The organism is Dietzia psychralcaliphila (assembly GCF_003096095.1).
Lineage (GTDB): Bacteria > Actinomycetota > Actinomycetes > Mycobacteriales > Mycobacteriaceae > Dietzia > Dietzia psychralcaliphila.
In genome coordinates, this window is sequence record NZ_CP015453.1 from 2,640,336 (window position 1) to 2,661,496 (window position 21,161).

A 21,161-nucleotide genomic window follows, 5' to 3' on the forward strand; every position below is an offset into this window, starting at 1 on the left:
TCACTCATCCAGCAACTGGGCGACACGCGGGCCGACCCGCCGTCGCAGCACCACCTCTGTACGGGTCCGCAGGACTCCGGGTGTGGCGATGATGGAACTGAAGACCTCCTCGAGATGCGAGTGGTCCCGGGCCACCACGCGGCAGACGATGTCGAACTCCCCCGCCACGCTCATCACCTCGAGGACCTCGCGCACGTCCGCCAGGCCGGTACAGGTCGCCTCCAGCTTCGCCTGCGCCACCTGGATGTGGACCAGCGCGGAGAGCGGATACCCGAGCGCCGCCGGATCAAGGGCGGGCGCCCACGAGGCGATCACGCCACGGGCCTCGAGTTTGTCGAGCCTGGCCTGCGCGGTCCCGCGGGCCACCCCGAGGCGGCGGGAGAACTCACGCACCCCGACTCGTGGACCCGCCAGGACGATCTTCAGGAGCCGACGGTCGGTGGCATCCAGGCCGGGGCTTATTTCCATGTGTACATAGTATGTCGAGTCTGACTGGACAACTGGCCCATTCCTCTGGGACTTTGCCGCGTCGTTCTGTACACGATGCGCTGCGCAGCGCTGACCACGTGACGCACATCACCTACGCGCCTAGCCTGGAGATACAGTTCTCGTCTTTCGAAGGCCAGGTGCGACCGATGACCTCTCTTCTCGGCCCCCCGAGCGGCACCCACGACGATCTACCGCGTACCGCACAGGCGGACGCCGCATCGTTCTCGCTCTCCGACCGCTACACCCGCGAGAGTGGCACGGTCTTCCTCACCGGGATCCAGGCCCTGGTGCGCACGGTCCGCGACCGCGCGCGACTGGACCGCAGGCAGAACCTGCTCACCGCCAGTCTCGTCAGCGGCTACGAGGGCTCTCCCCTCGCCGGCTACGACCTGGAACTCGCGAGGCGAGCGGCGTTCCTCGACCCGTTCGACGTGGTCCACCGCCCCGCCCTCAACGAAGAGGCCGCAGCGACGGCGGTCATGGGTTCGCAGCTCGCCCGACGCACGGGCACCCTGCGCGCGACGGCCCACACCGGTACCGCACCGCTGCAGGGTGTCGTCGGGTACTGGTACGGGAAGGCTCCCGGCCTGGACCGTGCGACGGACGCGATCCGTCACGCCAACCTCATCGGCACCGACCCCTGCGGCGGTGCGGTGGCGTTGGTCGGCGACGATCCCGGCGCCAAGTCCTCGACGGTGCCGTGCTCGTCCGAGCTCGCGCTCGCGGACCTCTACCTCCCGACGCTCTACCCTGCCGATTCCCAGGACGTCCTGGACTTCGGCGTCCACGCGGCGATCCTCTCGCGCGTCTCGGGCCTGTGGTCGGCCATGAAGATCTCCTCGCACGTCGCGGACGCCTCGTCGACCGCGCTGGTGGACCCGGACCGGATCCTGCCCGTCTACGGCGATCTGGGCACGAGCCCGCATGTGCCCTCGGGCCAGCTGCTCGGGTCCAGCCTGATGGAACTGGAACAGAACCAGCTCACCATCCGGATACCGCGCGCGCTGGAGTACGCCCGGCTCAACAAGCTCAACCGGATCGTGCAGTCGACTGCCGACGACCGAATCGGGATCGTCGCCGCCGGCAAGAGCTACCTCGACGTCCGCGAATCGCTGCGGAGGTTGGGCCTGGACGACGCCGAGCTCTCCCGACGCGGCATCCGGATCCTCAAGCTCGGCATGGTGTACCCCATCGAGCGCACTGTCCTGGACGAGTTCATGACCGGACTCGACGAGGTGATCGTGGTGGAGGAGAAGCGCGACTTCATCGAGACGATGATCCGCGAGATCCACTTCCGTCGCCCGGACGTCGCGAATGTCGTGGGCAAGACCCACGAGGACGGCTCCACCCTGTTCAGCCGTTTCGGTGAACTCGACGTCGACGCCGTGACCCGCGGCCTGGCGCAGCGGCTCGGCCGCGTCCACGGCATCGAGTCGGCCCTGGCCTGGATCGACGGACCGGGCCGCGGCCGCTCGCGCATCTCCCTGCCACTGGCCACCACCCGGACGCCGTACTTCTGCTCGGGCTGCCCGCACAACAGCTCCACCAAGGTGGCCGACGGGACGCTCGTGGGCGGCGGCATCGGATGCCACGCGATGGTCCTGCTCATGGACGCCGAGCAGGTCGGCACCGTCACGGGCGTCACCCAGATGGGCGGCGAGGGCCTGCAGTGGACCGGTATGGCGCCGTTCCTGACCGAGCGCCACATGGTGCAGAACATCGGCGACGGCACGTTCATGCACTCCGGTTCGCTCGCGCTCCGCGCCGCCGTCGCCTCGGGCGACAACATCACCTACAAGCTGCTCTACAACGGCACCGTCGCCATGACGGGCGGCCAGGACCCGGTCGGCGAGATGTCACTGCCGGAGATCCTGCGACTGTTGCGCGCGGAGAGGGTGGCCAAGATCGTCGTCACCACGGACGACGTCAAGGCCACGAGGTCCCAGGGCCTGCCCCGCGGCATCGAGGTCCGGGACCGCCGGGACACGCTCGAGGTCCAGAAGGAGCTCGCCGCGACCCCCGGGGTGACTGTGTTGGTCCACGACCAGTTCTGCGCGGCCGAGAAGCGCCGCCACCGCAAGCGCGGCACCTACCCCACCCCGACCGAGCGGGTGGTGATCAACGAGCGGATCTGTGAGGGTTGCGGCGACTGCGGCAGGAAGTCCAACTGCCTGTCCGTCCATCCGGTGCAGACCGAGTTCGGACGCAAGACGCAGATCGACCAGTCGACCTGCAATTTCGACTTCTCGTGCCTGGAGGGCGACTGCCCTGCCTTCGTCAGCGTCGTGCCGGGTACCAGGACAGAACGGGTGGCCACGGCGCCGGAGCTCGACGCGGCGGCCCTCCCGGAGCCGACCCGGGCCGGGGTCGACGCCGACCGCGGCTTCTCGCTGCGACTGACCGGTATCGGCGGGACGGGGATCGTCACCGTGTCGGCTGTGCTGGCCACCGCCGCGGTGCTCGACGGCAACTCCGCGCGCACCCTCGACATGACGGGTCTGGCGCAGAAGGGCGGTGCGGTGGTCTCCGACGTCCGGGTGGCCCGGACACCGCTCGAGCAGCCCCCGAAGATCGGCGGCGGAGACTGCGATCTTTACCTGTGTTGTGACGGCCTCGTGGGTGCGGACGACGCCAACCTCAAGGTGGCCCACCCGGACCGCACCACCGCGGTCGTCTCCACCACCCAGATCCCCACGGGCACGATGGTCATCGACACCGCCGTGGACTATCCGTCCACCTCGGACATCCAGGCGGTCATCGATCGCGCGTCGAGGCGAGGGGTCTACCTGAACCCCGGTGAGATCACGGAGAACCTCTTCGGCTCCACGCAGTCCTCCAACATGCTCATGGTGGGCGCGGCCTACCAGAGCGGCGCCCTGCCGATCTCCGCCGAGGCCATCGAGCAGGCGATCGAGCTCAACGGTGTGGCGGTCACGGCGAATCTTCAGGCGTTCCGCAGGGGCCGCCAGGCCGTCGCCGATCCGGAGACGCTGGCCGCGCTGGTCGCCGACCTACACAAGCCGGTGTCCACGGCGACGTCGGCCCTTCACGTGCCGACCCCCGCCGCGCAGCGCCTGCTCGCCGGTCTGGGCGCGGACGCCTCCGATGAACTCCGTGCCGTGGTCGCGCTGCGCGTCGACGAGTTGATCGACTTCCAGAATGCGGCCTACGCGGCCGACTACCTGTGCAGCGTCGAGGATCTGCGCGCCGCCGAGGCCCTCCGGGAGCCCGCCGAGGGCGGAGCCGATCCCGAACAGCTCACGCTGGCCGTGGCCACGAACCTGTACAAGCTCATGGCATACAAGGACGAGTACGAGGTCGCCCGCCTGGCCGTCGATCCGGCGTTCGCCGCGCAGCTCACCGAGGAGTGGGGCGAGGGGGCAGTGCCCAACCTCAGGCTTCATCCGCCGGCGCTGCGCGCGCTGGGGATGAAGAGGAAGATCTCGATCGGGCCCAGGGCCATGCCTGCGATGAGGGCACTGGCGAGGATGAAGCGGCTACGCGGTACCCCGCTCGACGTGTTCGGATACGCCCACGTCCGCAGGGTGGAACGCGAGCTGTTGGCCGGGTACCGGGATCTGGTCCACCGGCTCACCGTCGAGCTGCGGCGCTCGGGCCCGGTCGGGCGGAGCGCCGAGTGGTACGACGCCGCGATCGCTCTGGCCGAGTTGCCCGACATGGTGCGCGGGTACGAGTACGTCAAGCTGGAGAGCGCGGCCCGCTACCGGGAAGAGCTGGCCCGCCTGCGTGGCGAGCTGGGCTGGCGCTGACCCCCGACGGCGCCCCGGTGGTTCCAGGCGATCTCGCGCGCGATCGTCACGGCCGTCACGAGGAACACCAGGCCCATCGTCAGCCAGAAGAGCAGGGCGACGTCGGGCGCCCACAGCGCAGCGACCCCGAACGGCACCCCGACCACCGCGGGGACGCCGAGCAACCCGCCCGCCAGAAGGGCGGCGCCGACGAGTGTCACCAGCAGGACGCGCGTGAGGGTCCCCCGTGTGGTCCTGCGGGGCGGGGACCGCCGTACCAGTCCGATCACCACCCATCCGAGCAGGGCGACGAGCAGCAGCACCAGCACGATCCCGCCGACGATCACCCCGGTGTAGAACCCGGAGCCGGGATGCGCGCCGGGAGGCAACCCCATGATCCGGTCGGCGAACGCCTCGGCCGCGCCAGCCGACTCCCCCGATCGGAGCTCGCCATAGGAGTTGGCCACCAGCACCACGCCCACATCCCGCTCCGGGGACAGGGCGAGATAGGTGAAGTACCCGGGGACCGCCCCGGAGTGCCGGACGACGGTCACCTCGTCGTCGCCGTCCGTCCTGCCCTCGATGATCAATCCACCGCCGTACCGGGCACCGGTCCCCGTCTCCACCGCTCCCTCCCGCCGCTCGACCGATTCCGGTGATGTGGACCGGAGGTCGCCGAGCTGCCACGCCGCGTACCGCGCGAGGGAGTCCGTCGGGCCGGACAGGTAACCATAGGCGAGTCCCGCGGGGTCGAACCCCACGTCCACGGGCCTCTCGCCGAAGAAGTAGGGCGCGTGGCCCGGAGGGACGTCCTCGGCGAACCGGCCGGGGTCGGTGACGACGTCGGTCACCCCGGAGGTCGACGCGAGGACCTCGTGGAGGACGTCGCCGTAGGGCCGCTGCGTCGCGGTCTCGACGACAGCCTGGAGCAGGAGGTAGTTCAGGCTCGAGTATCGGTAGGTGCCCCGCGGTCCGACGCCCGCCACGTCCGCGATCTCGGGAACGACCTCCGAGGCAGGGCCGGTGCGCCCCCACACGTCGGTGAGTTCCACCTGGTGCGGCAGACCGGAGACGTGGTGGACGAGGTCGGCGATGGTGACGCCCGTGGTGTCGAGCTCGCCGCCGCGCAGGGCCGGCAGGACCGAGGCCACCGCGTCCGAGGCGGACAGCGTCCCCGACGCGTCGAGGACGGACACGACGAGGGCTGCAAAGGACTTGGACACCGAACCCCACACGAACGCGGTCCCCTCGCCGACCGGAGCACCGTCGCCGTCGACACCGTGGTGGGCGCGACCCACGACGCCCGTGGAGTCGACCACCGCCACCGATATACCCGGGGCCCCGAGTTCGTCGGCGAGGCGGGTGGCCTCCGCGTCGAGGCTCAGCCCGTCTACGACCGACCCCTCACCGACCGACCGGGCGGTGGCCGGGGCCACGGTCGCCGGAACCACTAACGCCGCGAGTAGCGCGAGGACGACCGCCATCGCGACGCCGACGCCGCGCGGGCTCCGCGGTATCGCCGCGGTGCAGGCCGGGCTGGGGTCACTTCCGGTGCGGATCACGTCCGGGAGTGTATGCACGAGAACCGGTGCCTGAGGACCTCTCCCCGTTCCACCGACGTGGGACCCCGGGTCAGGACCGCAGGGCCGCCGACGCCATCGCGGTGAGCACCCGCCGCAGTTCGGCCTCGGCCATCGACGGCAGCCGCGGACTGGAGTTGAGCAGGCCGAACACCGCGTGGATGTGGGCGCGCGCATCGACGGCGGCCAGTTCCGGCCGCAGCCGCACCAGGGCGTCGACCCACATCTCGGCGTACTCGCGCTGCAGACTGCGCACCTCGTGCCGCGGACCGGCCGGCAGGGCGCCCAGGTCACGGAACTGCACGCTGATCAGGTCCGGTTCGGTCGCCACGAAGTCGACGTGGACCCCCAGCAGCGAGTCCAGGACCTCGGCGGGTTCCCCGCCCCGCTCCACCGCCTCACGTCCGCCGTCTCGGAGTCGGCGGGAGATGTCGAGCAGCATCTCGGCGAGCACGTCCTCCTTCGACGAGAAGTACCGGTACATGCCCGGGCCCGAGATGCCCACCTCGGCGCCGATGTCGTCCAGGCGCACCGCGTGGAAGCCCCGCCGTGCCATCAGCCGGGCCGCCGCCACCAGGATCTCGTCCCGGCGCCGAGCCTTGGCCTGGGCACGCGGGGTCAGCGCCACCGCGTCCTGCTGGTCCATCTACGCCCTCTGAATCTACGAACTCTGAATCTACGAACTCAGTGAAAGAAGTGTCGGGCGCCGGTGAAGTACATGGTGATCCCGGCCTTCTCGGCGGCCTCGATCACCTCTGCGTCGCGAACGGACCCCCCGGGCTGGACCACGGCGCGCACGCCGGCCTCGGCGAGCACCTCGAGTCCGTCGGCGAACGGGAAGAACGCGTCCGACGCCGCCACGGCCCCGGCCACCCGCTCCCCCGCGCGCTGCACCGCGAGGCGGGCCGAGTCGACACGGTTGACCTGACCCATTCCCACGCCGACCGTGGCGCCGGACTGGACCAGCAGGATGGCGTTGGACTTGACCGCCCGGCAAGCGCGCCAGGCGAAGAGCAGGTCGCGCAGGGTCTGCTCGTCGGCGTCGTCGCCGCAGGCCTTGGTCCAGCCCCCGGTCACGTCGCCGTGGGCGTCCAGGGAGTCGCGCTGCTGGACGAGCACGCCGCCGGAGATCTGCTTGCGCTCGAGTTCCGACTGCGCGGGCGCATCCGCCACGAGGATCCGGATGTTCTTCTTCCGCTGCAGGATCTCCACGGCTCCGTCCGCGTAGGAGGGCGCGATGATCACCTCGGTGAAGATCTCGGCCACCTGCTCGGCCATCTCCAGGCTGACCTGGCGGTTGGCGGCGATCACTCCACCGAACGCGCTGACGGGGTCGCACTCGTGGGCGGCGCGGTGGGCGACGGCGATGTCCGCGTCGATCGCGATGCCGCACGGGTTGGCGTGCTTGATGATCGCCACGCACGGCTCGGCGTGGTCGAACGCGGACCGCCAGGCGGCGTCACCGTCGACGTAGTTGTTGTAGCTCATCTCCTTGCCGTGCAGCTGCTGCGCCTGCGCGAGGCCGGGCGCGGCGGCGGAGTCCGTGTAGAGGGCGGCGCCCTGGTGCGGGTTCTCGCCGTAGCGCAGGGTGGCGGCCAGGTCGAGGCTCTGCCCCTGCCACACCGGGAAGACCTGGTCCCCGTCCTGGGCGGGGGTCGCGGTCTGCTCGGTCATCCAGGTGGCCACCGCGACGTCGTAGGCGCCGGTGTGGCGGAAAGCCGCGGCAGCGAGCCGGCGGCGCTGCTCGAGTGGGAACCCACCGGCGGCCACCGCGTCCAGCGCATCGCCGTATCCGGCCGGGTCGACCAGGACTGCGACAGACGGGTGGTTCTTGGCGGCGGCGCGGACCATCGACGGACCACCGATGTCGATCTGCTCCACGCACGCGTCGTAGTCCGCGCCGGAGACGACGGTGTCGGTGAAGGGATAGAGATTGACGACGACGAGCTCGAACGGCTGCACACCGAGTTCCGCGACCTGCTCGAGGTGCTCGGGCTTGCGCGTGTCGGCCAGGATGCCCGCGTGGACCCGCGGGTGCAGGGTCTTGACCCGGCCCTCGAGGCATTCCGGAAACCCGGTCAGCTCCTCGACGGGTGTCACCGGCACCCCCGCGTCCGCGATGCGCTGAGCGGTGGAGCCGGTCGACACGATCTCGACACCGGCGCCCGCCAGACCCCGCGCCAGGTCCTCCAGTCCGGTCTTGTCGTAGACGCTGATGAGCGCTCGGCGGACCGGCCGACGGGAGTCGGGGTTGTCCGACTGGCGTTCGTCCGGCTGGGGACTGTCCGACTGGGAGGTCACGATCGGTGCACCTTTCGACCTTCGATGTGGAGGCGGCCACGGGCGGCCGCCGCGAGGACGTCGACGAGCATCTCGCGCTCGACGACCTTGATTCGTTCGTGGAGGGAGGCCTCGGTGTCCTCGGGGAGGACGTCGACGGCACACTGGGAGATCACCGGGCCCGTGTCCACCCCGGCGTCGACCAGGTGCACGGTGCATCCCGTGACGGTCACGCCGTAGGCGAGCGCGTCCCGCACCCCATGGGCGCCGGCGAAGGACGGCAGCAGCGCCGGGTGGGTGTTGATCACGCGCCCGGCGTACTCACCGAGGAACGCCTCACCGAGGATGCGCATGAAGCCGGCGGAGACGACCCAGACCGGACCGAACGCACGCACCGCGTCGGTCAGCGCACGGTCCCAGGACGGGCGGTCGGGGTGATCGGCGGGCCGTACCACCGCGGTGCGCAGGCCGGCACGCTCGGCGCGGGCCACAGCCTCGCAGTCGCGATCGGAGACAAGACCGACGATGTCGTACGGGCAGTCCGGTCCACCGGCCGAGTCCACCACGCTCTGCGCGAGGGTGCCGGCACCCGAGGCCAGGAGCACGACCGGACAGGGAGCTCCGGACTCGGCACTGACCACGTCCCCGCTCCTGACCGTCGATCCACCTGCCCGCCTGATACCCGGGCTCGGGTGGCAGTCTAGTCGGAGGCCTTCGGGCCCTCGTCAGGGCCTTCTTGCTGTCCCTGCCCTTCGGCAGCAGCGGAACCCTCGACATCATCTGTCGCTGCGTCTGTCGCTGTCTCTGTCGCTGCGTCTGTCGCTGTCTCTGTTGCTGCGTCCTCGCTCTCGGAGTCAGGGGAATCGGGGAGAGTCGCGGGGAGCTCGTCGTCGTCGACCTCGTCACTCTCGGGCACCTCACCCTCAGGCACCTCACCCTCGGGCACGACGGCAGGTCCCACCGGCGCCGACTCGGGCTCGGGCTCGGGCTCGGGCTCGGGCTCGGGCGCAGGCTCAGCCCCCGTCTCCGCCTCCATCTCCTCCTCTCCGGGCACGGTCCCCGCACGACGGCGTCGTCGCTCGAGTTCGCTCTCCGCGCGCTCGCGGCGCCTGGTGAGGCCCGCGAGGGACAGGGCGATGGTGGCCGAGCCGATCACGCCGAAGAGCGCCAGTGCGGTCCCCGCGGCGATCATCGATCCCGTTCCCACGGTCCCGAGCACGCCGAGTTCGCCGCCCGCCACGACCGGGCTGACAGCCACGACGAGTGCGACGATCGCGGCGGCGAGCCACGCGGCCTTGACCGCATCGGCGGTGGTGCGGAACCAGTGCGCGACCGCGCGGGCGAGCCCGGCGGCGACGAGGACCGTGACCAGGAGCAGCGCCTGCATCACCCAGTGGGGATCCGTGGTGGGGAGCGCCGCCGCGAGCGGGACCTCGGGCATCGGGCCCCGGGACACGGCGAACACACTGTACGAGGCCTCACCGAGGTGAGCTTCCCCACCGACAGCGAGAGTCGCGGCGGCCATCACGACGTTGGGCAGGTAGGCGATGGAGATCGCCGTGAGCGCCGCGGTCCCCGTGAAGCCCTTGCCGATCTCCAGGACCGAGCCGACGGGCCCCCACGCCACCAGCAGACCGATCATCAGGAGGATCGCGCCCATGGCCCAGAGGGCCGCCACGAACGCCGACCCGAGGTGGATCCCCCCGCGCACCCACAGCGGCAGGACCTCACGGAGATCACGTCGGAAGTACAGCCACACCCCAAGCCCGGAACCGAACAGCGCCACGGCGACCGACCACAGCAACGCCGTCGGCAGGGAGACCTCTCGCACCGCGAAGTCCGAGGCCGCAGACCCGACGAGCAGGGACGCCAAGACGGTCAGCAGCATCCCGGCCAGCGTCACGCCCGCCACGGCGGCGCCGGCCTCGCGCGGTCCGGGTTGTTCGACATCGGCCAGGACCGCGCGGGTCTGTCGGGCCAGCACCGCCACGTAGATCAGGGGCGGCAGCAGCGGGAGGAAGCCCAGGGATACCGCGTCCACGGTGAGAGGCACCCTGTTGACCACCATCCACTCCACGGCGACCACCGCGAAGAGCGAGTCGAATCCGCGGGCGGAGAACACCAGGAACGCGAGCGTGACCGCGACCAGAACCAGAACGGTGACGATGACGGGGAGTGCAGCGGCCGCCGCAGTCCACAACAACGACCCCGCGCCCGCGGGCGTCCGTCTCGCGGCGGGTCGGATCACACGGGGAGGGCTCACCCTGCCACCGTAGATACCCGTCCGCGCCGGGCACCCCCGGCACGCCGCGACCCCCGCCATCCGAGGATGACGGGGGTCGGGCGACACGCACTCGTGACCGGGTGGATCACATGGCGTCGAGGATCTCCTTGGCGAGGGCCGCGGTCGCGGACGGCGTCTTGCCGACCTTGACGCCGGCGGCCTCGAGGGCATCCTGCTTGGCCTGCGCGGTGCCCGCGGAGCCCGACACGATGGCGCCGGCGTGGCCCATGGTCTTGCCCTCGGGAGCCGTGAAGCCGGCCACGTAGCCGACGACCGGCTTGGTGACGTGGGCCTTGATGTAGTCGGCCGCGCGCTCCTCGGCGTCGCCGCCGATCTCGCCGATCATCACGATGACCTTGGTCTCCGGGTCGTTCTCGAAGGCCTCGATGCAGTCGATGTGCGTGGTGCCGATGATCGGGTCGCCGCCGATGCCGATGGCGGTCGAGAAACCGTAGTCGGCGAGCTCGTACATCATCTGGTAGGTCAGGGTGCCGGACTTGGACACGAGTCCGATCGGGCCCTTCCCGGCGATGTTTGCCGGGGTGATGCCGACGAGCGACTCGCCCGGCGTGATGATGCCCGGGCAGTTGGGGCCGATGATGCGGGTCTTGTTGCCCTTGGACACGTTGTAGTTCCACGCGTCGGCGGTGTCCAGGACCGGGGCACCCTCGGTGATGACCACGGCGAGCGGGATCTCCGCGTCCACGGCCTCGACGATGGCGTCCTTGGTGAACGGCGGCGGGACGAAGAGGATCGTCACGTCGGCTCCGGTGGCCTCCATGGCCTCCTTCACCGAACCGAACACGGGGAGCTCGACGTCGTTGCCGTCGGCGTCCTTGTGGGCCACGGTGGTGCCGGCCTTACGGGCGTTGACGCCACCGACGACCTGGGTACCGGCCGCGAGCATGCGGGCGGTGTGCTTGGTGCCCTCGCCGCCGGTGATGCCCTGGACGATGACCTTGCTGTCCTTGTTGAGGAAGATCGACATATCTGGTTGTTCCTACTCTTCCTACTTGGAGGCCAGCTCGGCGGCCTTGTCGGCGCCGGAGTCCATGTTGTCGGCCAGGGTCACGAGCGGGTGGTTGGCGTCGGCGAGGATGCGACGACCCTCCTCGACGTTGTTGCCGTCGAGACGGACCACGAGCGGCTTGTTGGCCTCGTCGCCCAGCATCTCCAGGGCCTTGACGATGCCGTTGGCCACCGCGTCACATGCGGTGATGCCGCCGAACACGTTGACGAAGACGCTCTTGACCTGCTCGTCACCAAGGATGACGTCCAGGCCTGCGGCCATGACCTCGGCCGAGGCGCCGCCGCCGATGTCGAGGAAGTTGGCGGGCTTGACGCCGCCGTGGTTCTCGCCGGCGTAGGCGACGACGTCGAGGGTCGACATGACCAGTCCGGCGCCGTTGCCGATGATTCCGACCTGACCGTCGAGCTTGACGTAGTTGAGGTCGTTCTCCGCGGCCTTCTGCTCGAGGGGATCAGTGGTGCCGGCGTCGGAGAAGTCCGCGAACATCTCCTTGTGACGGAACTCGGCGTTCTCGTCCAGGGTGACCTTGCCGTCCAGCGCGAGGATCTCGTCGTTCGGGGTACGAACGAGCGGGTTCACCTCGACGAGGGTGGCGTCCTCGTTGATGAACACCTCGTACAGCTTGGCGATGGTCACGGCGGCCGCGTCCAGCACCTCCTCGGGGAGGTGGCCGGCGGCCGCGATCTCGCGCGCCTTGGCCACGTCGACACCGACGGTGGGGTCGATGTTGATGCGTGCGAGGCGATCCGGGGACTCCTCGGCGACCTGCTCGATCTCCACGCCGCCCTCTACCGAGCACATGGCCAGGTAGTTGCGGTTGGAGCGATCGAGGACGAAGGAGATGTAGTACTCCTCCGCGATGTCGCTGGCCTCGGCCACGAGGAGCTTCTTGACGATGTGGCCCTTGATGTCCAGGCCAAGGATGTCCTCGGCCCGCGCACGCGCTTCGGTGGCGTCCTCCGCCAGCTTCACGCCGCCGGCCTTGCCGCGGCCTCCGACCTTGACCTGCGCCTTGACGACGACAGGCTTGCCGATCTCGGCCGCAACCTTCTCGGCTTCTTCCGCAGTATCCGCGACGCGCCCCGGGGTGGTGGGGACGTCATGCTTCGCGAAAAGAGCCTTTGCCTGGTATTCAAAGAGATCCATCAGCTCACCATCTTGACGTGGGTAGATTCGCCCGGCCCTGTTGAAAGCCGAGTCAACCCTCATCCTAAGCGCGCAGTGTGTCGCCCGTCGCACCCTGGGGGTAGACGTGTGTGTCGGGTCACAGATAGGCAGAGGTGCGCAGCCCCATTGGCCGCCACTAGAGGCCCGGGAATTAACTTCAAGCGCGTCGGCCACTGGAGTCACACCAGTGTGATCCACCCCTCCCTCCCCGATGGCCCGTTACCTTGCGGCACCGTTGCCGATCCGTTACCTTGGGGGACGTCTTGGTCACGGAAAGATCACAGCACGACCTCAGAGGGGAAACGCCACCGGTGAAGAACGAGTCGCAGCACGTACCACCAGCGACTCCTGTCGTCGTACCCGCCTCCGGAGCACACGGCGGAGGACGTCACCGTATCCCCGCTCCCCCGCACGCTCTGCGCGGTCGCGCGGCCGTCCTGGCCGTCGCCGCCGGCGCCGCGGTCTCGGCCGCCTCCGCGAGTTCCGTGATGGACTTCGCGGGCACCCACTCAGCCGAGGCCGGCGACATCGCGCTCCTCGCCAACGGTGAGGCGGCACCGGCGACCGGTGCGCCCGACGCGCCCTCGACCTCCACCCCCGCCACTCCCTCGATGCCCGAGCCCGTGATCGTGTCGGTCGTCGACGCGGAGTCGGAGAACGCACAGTCGGCCATGCTCTACGCCGGCACCGAGATCAACACCCAGCGGGAGATCGCCGAGGAGCAGGCCCGGCGCCCGAAGGTCTCCCTCCCCGCCGTGGGCACCTTCACCTCGGGTTTCGGGATGCGCTGGGGCGCGATGCACGCCGGTATCGACATCGCCAACGCCAACGGCACCCCGATCCTCGCGGCCACCGACGGCGTCGTGATCGACTCGGGCCCCGCCCAGGGCTACGGGAACTGGATCCGGATCATGTCCGACGACGGCACCATGACCGTCTACGGCCACATGGAGACGCTCGACGTCCGCGAAGGCGAGCGCGTCTACGCGGGCCAGAAGATCGCCGGCATGGGCAACATGGGCTTCTCGACGGGATCCCACCTGCACTTCGAGGTCCTGCTCAACGGCGGCACGCAGCACATCGACCCGGTGATCTGGTTGGCCCAGCAGGGCATCCACCTCGCGGGCGCCGGAAGCAGCGAGAGCTCGGGCTTCAACCCCTTCGGCAGCTGACCTCGACCCGGGCGGTCAGCCCCGGCCGAGTCGATCGTTCAGCGGAGCACGGCACGTAGCCGCTCCTCGAGGGCGACCCTGCACGTCTGCCACTCGTCCACCGTGATCGAGTAGACGGCGGTATCCCGCCAGGTGCCGTCCTCCCTGAGCACATCCCGTCTGGTCACGCCCTCGAAGCGAGCACCGAGTCGGGTGATCGCGGCGCGTGAACGCTCGTTCCTGACGTCGGCCTGGAGCTTCACACGACCGAACCCCAGGTCCTCGAATGCGTGCGACAGCAGCAGCAACTTGGTCTCCACGTTGACCCCACTCGCCCAGTAGCGACGTCCATAGAACGTCCACCCCAGTTGCAGCTTCTCGTTCCGGGTGTCGATCTCGGTGAACGAGCTGGTCCCGGCAACCGTCGCGACCTCGTCCCGGCCCGGAGAGTCCACGCGCACCGTGTAGGGCCACGCCCCGGGCGCCATCCGGTCTCCGACGAACTCCCGGGTCCGCGCCAGATCCGCGTGCGCGGTCTCGAACGGGTACCCCGAGCCGAACGCCGCCGGATCCGACATGATCGGGAACAGACCTTCCGCGTCTCCGGGGACCATGGGATCCAGCCGTACCAACCGCCCGACCAGTGGGGTGCCGACCGGCACTCGTGCGGGCATCCGCGCCCCTAGAGCTTCTGCATCGGGACGCCCCCGATGAGCATCAGACGCACCTTGCCCGACGCGCCGAAGTCGATCGTCGCGGTGGCCCGCGGCCCGCTTCCGTCGCAGGTCAACACCTTCCCGAGTCCGTACTTGTCGTGGGTGACCCGGTCACCGGGCACCAACTCGAGGGCGGGTGCGGAGGACCGCGCCCGGGGGATTCCGGACGATCTGCCGCCTCCGGAGCCGAACCCGCCTCCGGAGCCGAACCCGCCGGCGCTCCCGCCAGTGCCACCGCCACCGCCGAAGCGACGCCGCGGAGCGTACGAGTCGTCGTCACCGAACCCGCCACCGCCGGCCGGTTCCTCGCGCTGCCATTCGATCGCCTCCGAGGGGATCTCCTCGAGGAATCGGGACCCGGGGTTGGTCATGGGTTGGCCCCACGACGAGCGCATCATGGCGCGGGTCAGGTAGAGCCGCTTGCGCGCACGGGTGATGCCGACGTAGGCCAACCGCCGCTCCTCGGACAGCTCTGCCGGGTCCCCCAGCGCGCGCATGTGCGGGAACAGACCGTCCTCCATGCCGATGAGGAACACCACCGGGAACTCGAGTCCCTTGGCGGTGTGGAGGGTCATGAGGGTGACCTGACCCTGGTCCTCGGCGGGGATCTGGTCGGCGTCGGCCACCAGGGACACCCGCTCCAGGAAGGCCGCCAGAGAACCGGGCTCGGCGATGCCCTCGTCGAGCTCGGCGTCCGCCTGGTCGGCGACCGCACCCGCGGCATCACCCGCGGCATCACCCGCGGCGTTACCCGCGGCCTCATCCCCGAAGCCCTGTTCGCGCGCCGAACGCTGCAATGCGGCCTCGGAGGAGAACTCCCGTCCCACGCCCACCAGCTCGTTGAGGTTGTCCAGGCGCGCCGCGTCCTGCGGGTCGTTGGAGGCCTCCAACTCGGCCCGGTATCCGGTCCGGTCGAGCACGGCCTCCACCAGGGCACCGACGTCGGGGGCCGAGTCCTCACCGCCGGCGTGGTCGGAACCGTTCAACCGCCCCCGGAGCTCGTCGAGCAGCGAGACGAAACCGGAGATCGCCTTGACCGAGCGGGTGGGCAGCAGCGAGACCTTCCCCTCGGCCGCGTCCCGCAGGGCCTCACCGAAGCCGATGGCCCGTTGCTCGGCGTGGACCACCACGCACGCTTCCGCGCGGTCTCCGATACCCCGACGCGGGGTGTTGAGGATGCGGCGCAGCGCCACCGTGTCGTCCGGGTTGGAGAGCACCTTGAGGTAGGCGACGACGTCGCGCACCTCCTTGCGCTCGTAGAACCGGGTCCCGCCGACGACCTTGTAGGGCAGGCCCAGGCGGACGAACACGTCCTCGATCACGCGGGAGGAGTTGTTGGTCCGGTAGAACACGGCCACATCGGAGTACCCGGCGTCTCCGGAGTCCACCAGGCGGTCGATCTCGCCGGCGATGAACCGCGCCTCGTCGTGCTCGTTGTCCGCCACGTACCCCACGAGCAGCTCGCCGGTTCCCTCATCGGTCCAGAGGTTTTTCTCGCGACGGCCCGGGTTCCGGGAGATCACCGCGTTGGCGGCGGAGAGGATCGTCTGCGTGGAGCGGTAGTTCTGCTCGAGCAGGATCGACCGGGCATCCGGGTAGTCGTGCTCGAAGTCCTCGATGTTGCGGATCGTGGCGCCCCGGAACGCATAGATGGACTGGTCGGCGTCGCCCACCACACAGAGCTCCGCCGGGGCCACCCCGGCCGCGGCGTCGTCCCCGGGCCCGGTCGCCCCGCCGACGAGGGTCCGGACCAGTATGTACTGGGCATGGTTGGTGTCCTGGTACTCGTCCACCATGACGTGCCGGAACCGGCGCCGGTAGTACGCCGCCACCTCCGGGTGCGACCGCAGCAACCCCACGGTCTCCCCGATCAGGTCGTCGAAATCGAAGGCGTTGGCCGCCTGCAGCCGCGCCTGGTACTCGGTGAACACCGCCGCCACCGTCTGCCCGGTACGGTCCGAGTCCTCCAGCGCACGGTCCATGGCCTCGGACGGCTCGCGGAGCTCGTTCTTGTGGTTCGAGATCGCCGACGCCAACATCCGCGGCGTGAACTTCTTGACCTCCAGGTGCTGCTCCTTGGCGATCATGCCGAGCAGCCGACGGGAGTCGTCCGAGTCGTAGATCGTGAAGTTGGAGTTGCGGGTGCCCAGCAGGGCGGACTGGGCACGCAGGATCCGCACACAGATCGAGTGGAACGTGGCCACCCACATCCGCTCGGCGTGTGGCCCGACCAGGGTCGACACCCGTTCCCGCATCTCGGCCGCGGCCTTGTTGGTGAACGTGATGGCGAGGATCTGCCCGGGGTGTGCGCCACCCTCGGCCAGCAGATACGCGATCCGCCTGGTCAGCACACTGGTCTTTCCCGAACCCGCGCCGGCCACGATCAACAGCGGACCGCCGCGGTGCGTGACCGCGGCGGCCTGCTGTGGGTTGAGCCCGTCGAGCAGAGGCGAGGGGGGCGAGGTGCGGCTGACTGGGGCGGCGGCGGAGTGGGTCATCGTGGTGTCCAATCTACCCACCCGGTCCGACACCCCGGCTTCAGCGTTGGCGGTCCCCCATGAACTCCTCGACCTGCGCCGCCGTCGCCGTCAGAGTCGGATCGTTGTCCAGGTAGTACCGCGTCTCGCGGACGATGAGGCCGGAGAGGACCAGGAGGCCGATGAGGTTGGGGATGGCCATCAGACCGTTCATCACGTCCGCGAAGTTCCACACCACCTCGAGCTCGGTGACCGCACCCACGAACACCACGCACGTGAAGATCATCCGGTAGGGGATGACGCCTCCGGCACCCACGAGTCGCTCGACACAACGCTCGCCGTAGTACGACCAGCCGAGGATCGTCGAGAAGGCGAAGAACGCGATCGCCACCGCCACCAGCTTGTCGCCGTACGGCATCGCCTCGGCGAACGCATCGGCGGTCATGGTCCCCGCCGAGTCACTGCCCCGCTGCCACACGCCGGAGGTCACGATCACCAGTCCGGTGAAGGTGACGACGATGATGGTGTCGATGAACGTCTGGGTCATGGACACCAGGCCCTGACGGGTCGGGTGGGTGGTCTTGGCCGCTGCGGCCGCGATGGCCGCCGAGCCCATACCGGACTCGTTGGAGAAGATGCCCCGCGCGACACCCATCTGGATGGCGTACAGGATCGCGGCGCCGGCGAAGCCGCCGACCGCGGATGTCCCGGTGAAGGCCTCGGAGAAGATCTGGCCGAAGGCACTGGGGATCGCGTCGGCGTTGAGCACCAGGACGACCATTCCGCCGAGCAGGTACAGCACGATCATCAGCGGCACGAACCCCGCCGTGACCCGGCCGATCGCCTTGATTCCACCGAGCAGGACCGCGCCGGTCAGGACGAACATCAGGATGCCGGTGACCACGTGCGGGACCCCGAACGAGTTGTCCAGCTGTGCCGCCACCGCGTTGCCCTGCGTCATGTTGCCGATGCCGAAGCTCGCCAGGACGGCGAACACCGCAAAGACGAGCGACAGGACCAGTCCCACCCGACCGCCGGTCTTCCCGAACAGCTCGGCGAACCCCCGGTGGAGGTAGTACTGCGGACCACCGGACTGCTCGCCACGCGCGTCGGTGACGCGGTAGCGCACACCCAGGAAGGCCTCCGAGTACTTGGAGGCCATCCCCACGAGCGCGGTGACCCACATCCAGAAGAGCGCGCCCGGACCGCCCAGCGAGATCGCCGTCGCCACACCGACGATGTTGCCCACGCCGACCGTCGCGGCGAGCGCGGTGGTCAGCGCCTGGTACTGGGTGATGTCACCCGTCCCGCCGTCGTCCTTCCGCCGCACCAGCCCGAGGTTGAGCGCGGGGCCCAGCTTGCGGAACTGCAGCGCGCGCAGCCGGATGGTGAGGAATAGGCCGGTGCCGAGGAGCAGCGGGATGAGGACGAACGGTCCCCAGATCACGGATCCGATGTCCGCGAGAAGCGTGTTCAAGTTCTCCACGGGCGGAAACACTAGACGGTACTGCGGCCTCCGTGGAAGGGAGTGGGATAATCCCGGTATGAACACCGACCCCGCCGGCACAGACGATCCGCTGTCCGAGGCCCAGATCCAGGAACTGCGTCTGGAGATCGACCGGTTGGACGCCGAGATCCTGGACGCGATCGTCCGCCGCAGCGAGATCTCGAAGCGCATCGGACGCACGCGCATGCAGTCCGGCGGCACCAAGCTCGTCCACACCCGCGAGCTCAAGGTCTACGAGCGCTTCTCCTCACTCGGCCAGGAGGGACAGACCCTCGCGGGCATGCTCCTACGCCTCGGCCGTGGCCGCCTGGGCTGAGTCCCGACAGACGCGGCCGGCCGCGGAGGCGAACCCGAGCCACGTGTGGTGGTTGTTCGCCCAGCACCAACCCAGCTTCGGTGCGCCCCTGTTCTCCCGGCCGTCGCGGCCCGTCCCGCCACTGATCCACAGCGCGGGAGTCCGGGAATCCAGCCCACCGTCGGTCTTCCGCTTGCGCGAACCGATGCACATGAAGCACTTCCCGGGCTCAAGCATCTCGGGCTCCTGGAGTAACCAGCTCACCCCCTCGGAGATCGTGAGGGGGGTCCGGCCCCGTCGGGCGAGCTCGGCGTGGGCGTCGGTCGGCGTCCAGCCCAGCATGTCGTCGTCGCGTGTCACGTCCCCCACCAGATAGAGCGGGGCGTCCGGCAGGCGGACGTCGTCGGTGGGTGTGAACTCGTCCAGGTCGGACATGTCGACGACGACGAAGCCGGCTCTCCCCCCGCGGCTCAGCAGGGGCGTGAGTCGGGCGGTGGACACAAAAGACGGATGGACGGCGAGCACCGGCCGGCCCGCGCCCGGATCAGCCGGGAGCGCAGCTCCTCGGAGTGCGGCCGCGTGCTCTCGGAGTTGCCCGGCGGTGATCCCGCCGAGCTCCGGCACTCCCAGCTCGACCAGCCGTTCGGCCTGGGCTGACACGGACGGTTCCGGATGAATCATGGGGGTCACGTGTCTGAAACGGGCGGCGGGGCCCCCGTATTCCCGACTAACCTCGCAGACAGACGGCGGGCGATCCCCGGGCGGCAACTCTGGGCAGGAGCAGTGATGACGGACATCAGCACCACACGGCAGTGGACGGCGATCGAGAACCTCGTACCGGCGATCGGTGAGGTGACCCTCCGCGAACTGTTCGCCGCCGACCCGGAGCGGGGTCGGCGGATGTCCGTCACCGCAGGCGATCTGCACGTCGATCTGTCCAAGCACCTGGTCACCGATGACGTCATGACCGCCCTGACCGACCTGGCCCACGCCGCGAAGTTGCCGGCGCAGCGGGCCGCGATGTTCCGGGGCGACCGCATCAACACCACCGAGGACCGATCCGTCCTCCACACCGCGCTCCGTCTCCCGGCGGAGGCCGAGCTCGTCGTCGACGGGCGCGACGTGGTGGCCGACGTCCACGCGGTACTCACCCGCATGGCCGACTTCGCCGACTGCGTCCGTTCCGGTGAGTGGACGGGGCACACGGGGGCGCGGATCGACACGGTGGTCAACATCGGCATCGGTGGCTCCGACCTGGGGCCCGTGATGGTCGACAGGGCACTGCACCATCTGCAGACCGCCGGTATCACCGCGCGCTACGTCTCCAACGTGGACCCCGCAGACCTCTCGACCGTGCTCGCGGAGATCGACCCCGCGACCACCCTGGTGGTCGTCGCCTCCAAGACCTTCACCACGCAGGAGACCATGGCCAACGCCCACGCGGCGCGGCGGCACTTCGTCGAGACCCTGGGGTCGGAGGAGGCGATCGCCTCCCACTTCGTGGCGGTGTCCACCGCCACCGAGAAGGTGGCCGACTTCGGGATCGCGGCGGACAACATGTTCGAGTTCTGGGACTGGGTCGGGGGCCGGTACTCGGTGTCGTCGGCGATCGGCCTGTCGGTGATGATCACGGTGGGCCCGCCGGCGTTCGTGGAGCTGCTCGAGGGTTTCCACACCATGGACCTGCACTTCGCCACCGAGGCCCCCGAGCACAACGCGCCGGTTCTCATGGCCCTGCTCGGCATCTGGTACACCTGCTTCCTCGGGGCTCAGTCCAAGGCCGTGATCCCGTACGCCCAGGGCCTCCTACGATTCCCCGCCTACCTGCAGCAACTCACCATGGAGTCCCTCGGCAAGTCGGTGCGACTCGACGGCTCCGACGTCTCCTACCCCACCGGCGAGGTCTACTGGGGCGAACCCGGCACCAACGGCCAGCACGCCTTCTTCCAGCTCCTGCACCAGGGCACCCAGCTCGTCCCGGTGGACTTCATCGGCGTCGCCCGTCCGGTCGCGGATCTGCCCACTGCCGACGGCGGCGGATCGATGCACGACATGCTCGTGGCCAACCTGTTCGCGCAGTCCCGTGTGCTGGCGTTCGGCAAGACGGAGGACGAGGTGCTCGCGGAGGGCGTCGACCCCGCGATCGCGCCGCACAAGGTGATGCCCGGGAACCGGCCGTCCACCACGATCCTCGCGCCGTCGCTCTCGCCCGGAGTGCTCGGGCAGCTCATCGCGCTCTACGAGCACGTGGTGTTCGTCCAGGCCGCCGTGCTGGGCATCAACGCTTTCGACCAGTGGGGGGTCGAGCTGGGCAAGGCGCAGGCCGGTGAGCTACTGAGGGCCCTGACCGCGGAGAAGCACCCCGGGGACGGCTTCGATTCCTCGACGGATTCACTCGTCGAGATCTACCGCGAGGCACGCGGCCGCCGCTGACCC

At 69.6% G+C, this 21,161-nt stretch carries 16 protein-coding genes; 4 read left to right on the forward strand and 12 right to left on the reverse strand.

What is annotated here, in order from left to right:
• On the reverse strand, nt 1-468 hold the full coding sequence (locus A6048_RS12120) for an Lrp/AsnC family transcriptional regulator (protein WP_107746422.1): 468 nt from the start codon (nt 466-468) through the stop codon (nt 1-3).
• 167 nt (nt 469-635) lie between these two features.
• Between A6048_RS12120 and A6048_RS12125 the strand changes: the two genes are divergently transcribed.
• A complete protein-coding gene (locus tag A6048_RS12125) occupies nt 636-4,259 on the forward strand; it encodes an indolepyruvate ferredoxin oxidoreductase family protein (RefSeq protein WP_107746420.1) in 3,624 nt (1,207 codons plus the stop codon).
• Here the strand turns inward: A6048_RS12125 and A6048_RS12130 are convergent.
• The 7 genes from A6048_RS12130 to sucC all read right to left on the reverse strand — a co-directional run bounded on the left by A6048_RS12130 (nt 4,211) and on the right by sucC (nt 12,558).
• The gene (locus tag A6048_RS12130; protein ID WP_146166331.1) at nt 4,211-5,800 is read right to left on the reverse strand and encodes a serine hydrolase domain-containing protein; all 1,590 of its coding nucleotides are present in this window, start codon (nt 5,798-5,800) and stop codon (nt 4,211-4,213) included. The genes A6048_RS12125 and A6048_RS12130 overlap by 49 nt on opposite strands.
• Nucleotides 5,801-5,870: 70 nt before the next feature.
• On the reverse strand, nt 5,871-6,464 hold the full coding sequence (locus tag A6048_RS12135; protein ID WP_107746416.1) for a TetR/AcrR family transcriptional regulator: 594 nt from the start codon (nt 6,462-6,464) through the stop codon (nt 5,871-5,873).
• Between the two features lie 38 nt (nt 6,465-6,502).
• Entirely contained in the window at nt 6,503-8,119 is a 1,617-nt protein-coding gene (purH, locus tag A6048_RS12140) for a bifunctional phosphoribosylaminoimidazolecarboxamide formyltransferase/IMP cyclohydrolase (RefSeq protein ID WP_107746414.1), read from the reverse strand.
• Nucleotides 8,116-8,739, reverse strand: coding sequence for a phosphoribosylglycinamide formyltransferase (purN, locus tag A6048_RS12145; protein WP_107746412.1), 624 nt, complete (start codon nt 8,737-8,739; stop codon nt 8,116-8,118). The genes purH and purN overlap by 4 nt, the downstream gene beginning before the upstream one ends.
• A 59-nt stretch (nt 8,740-8,798) precedes the next feature.
• Nucleotides 8,799-10,361 (reverse strand): cell division protein PerM, encoded by a 1,563-nt coding sequence (locus A6048_RS12150; RefSeq protein ID WP_235027288.1) that lies wholly within the window; start codon nt 10,359-10,361, stop codon nt 8,799-8,801.
• Nucleotides 10,362-10,467: 106 nt separating this feature from the next.
• Nucleotides 10,468-11,370: a succinate--CoA ligase subunit alpha gene (sucD, locus tag A6048_RS12155; RefSeq protein ID WP_107746408.1), complete on the reverse strand. Its 903-nt coding sequence runs from the start codon at nt 11,368-11,370 to the stop codon at nt 10,468-10,470.
• A gap of 21 nt (nt 11,371-11,391) precedes the next feature.
• Nucleotides 11,392-12,558, reverse strand: coding sequence for an ADP-forming succinate--CoA ligase subunit beta (sucC, locus tag A6048_RS12160; protein WP_107746406.1), 1,167 nt, complete (start codon nt 12,556-12,558; stop codon nt 11,392-11,394).
• A 332-nt stretch (nt 12,559-12,890) separates the two neighbouring features.
• On the opposite strand from sucC, the gene A6048_RS12165 reads away from it, so the two are divergent.
• Nucleotides 12,891-13,751 carry a M23 family metallopeptidase gene (locus tag A6048_RS12165; protein ID WP_235027289.1) on the forward strand — a complete coding sequence of 287 codons (861 nt, stop codon included), beginning with the start codon at nt 12,891-12,893 and terminating at the stop codon, nt 13,749-13,751.
• A 38-nt stretch (nt 13,752-13,789) separates the two neighbouring features.
• On the opposite strand, the gene A6048_RS12170 is transcribed toward A6048_RS12165, so the two are convergent.
• The 3 genes from A6048_RS12170 to A6048_RS12180 are packed head-to-tail and all read right to left on the reverse strand — an operon-like array spanning nt 13,790 to nt 18,409.
• Nucleotides 13,790-14,404: a GNAT family N-acetyltransferase gene (locus A6048_RS12170; protein ID WP_107746404.1), complete on the reverse strand. Its 615-nt coding sequence runs from the start codon at nt 14,402-14,404 to the stop codon at nt 13,790-13,792.
• 8 nt (nt 14,405-14,412) lie between these two features.
• A complete protein-coding gene (locus tag A6048_RS12175; RefSeq protein WP_107746663.1) occupies nt 14,413-16,944 on the reverse strand; it encodes a UvrD-helicase domain-containing protein in 2,532 nt (843 codons plus the stop codon).
• Between the two features lie 40 nt (nt 16,945-16,984).
• Entirely contained in the window at nt 16,985-18,409 is a 1,425-nt protein-coding gene (locus A6048_RS12180) for an alanine/glycine:cation symporter family protein (protein ID WP_162845656.1), read from the reverse strand.
• Nucleotides 18,410-18,467: 58 nt separating this feature from the next.
• Between A6048_RS12180 and A6048_RS12185 the strand changes: the two genes are divergently transcribed.
• Entirely contained in the window at nt 18,468-18,746 is a 279-nt protein-coding gene (locus A6048_RS12185) for a chorismate mutase (RefSeq protein ID WP_107746400.1), read from the forward strand.
• On the opposite strand, the gene A6048_RS12190 is transcribed toward A6048_RS12185, so the two are convergent.
• Nucleotides 18,717-19,385 (reverse strand): DUF5701 family protein, encoded by a 669-nt coding sequence (locus tag A6048_RS12190; RefSeq protein WP_327494064.1) that lies wholly within the window; start codon nt 19,383-19,385, stop codon nt 18,717-18,719. The two genes, A6048_RS12185 and A6048_RS12190, sit on opposite strands and share 30 nt — an antisense overlap.
• A gap of 126 nt (nt 19,386-19,511) precedes the next feature.
• Between A6048_RS12190 and pgi the strand changes: the two genes are divergently transcribed.
• A complete protein-coding gene (gene pgi / locus A6048_RS12195; RefSeq protein WP_107746395.1) occupies nt 19,512-21,158 on the forward strand; it encodes a glucose-6-phosphate isomerase in 1,647 nt (548 codons plus the stop codon).
• Nucleotides 21,159-21,161 lie beyond the last annotated feature (3 nt).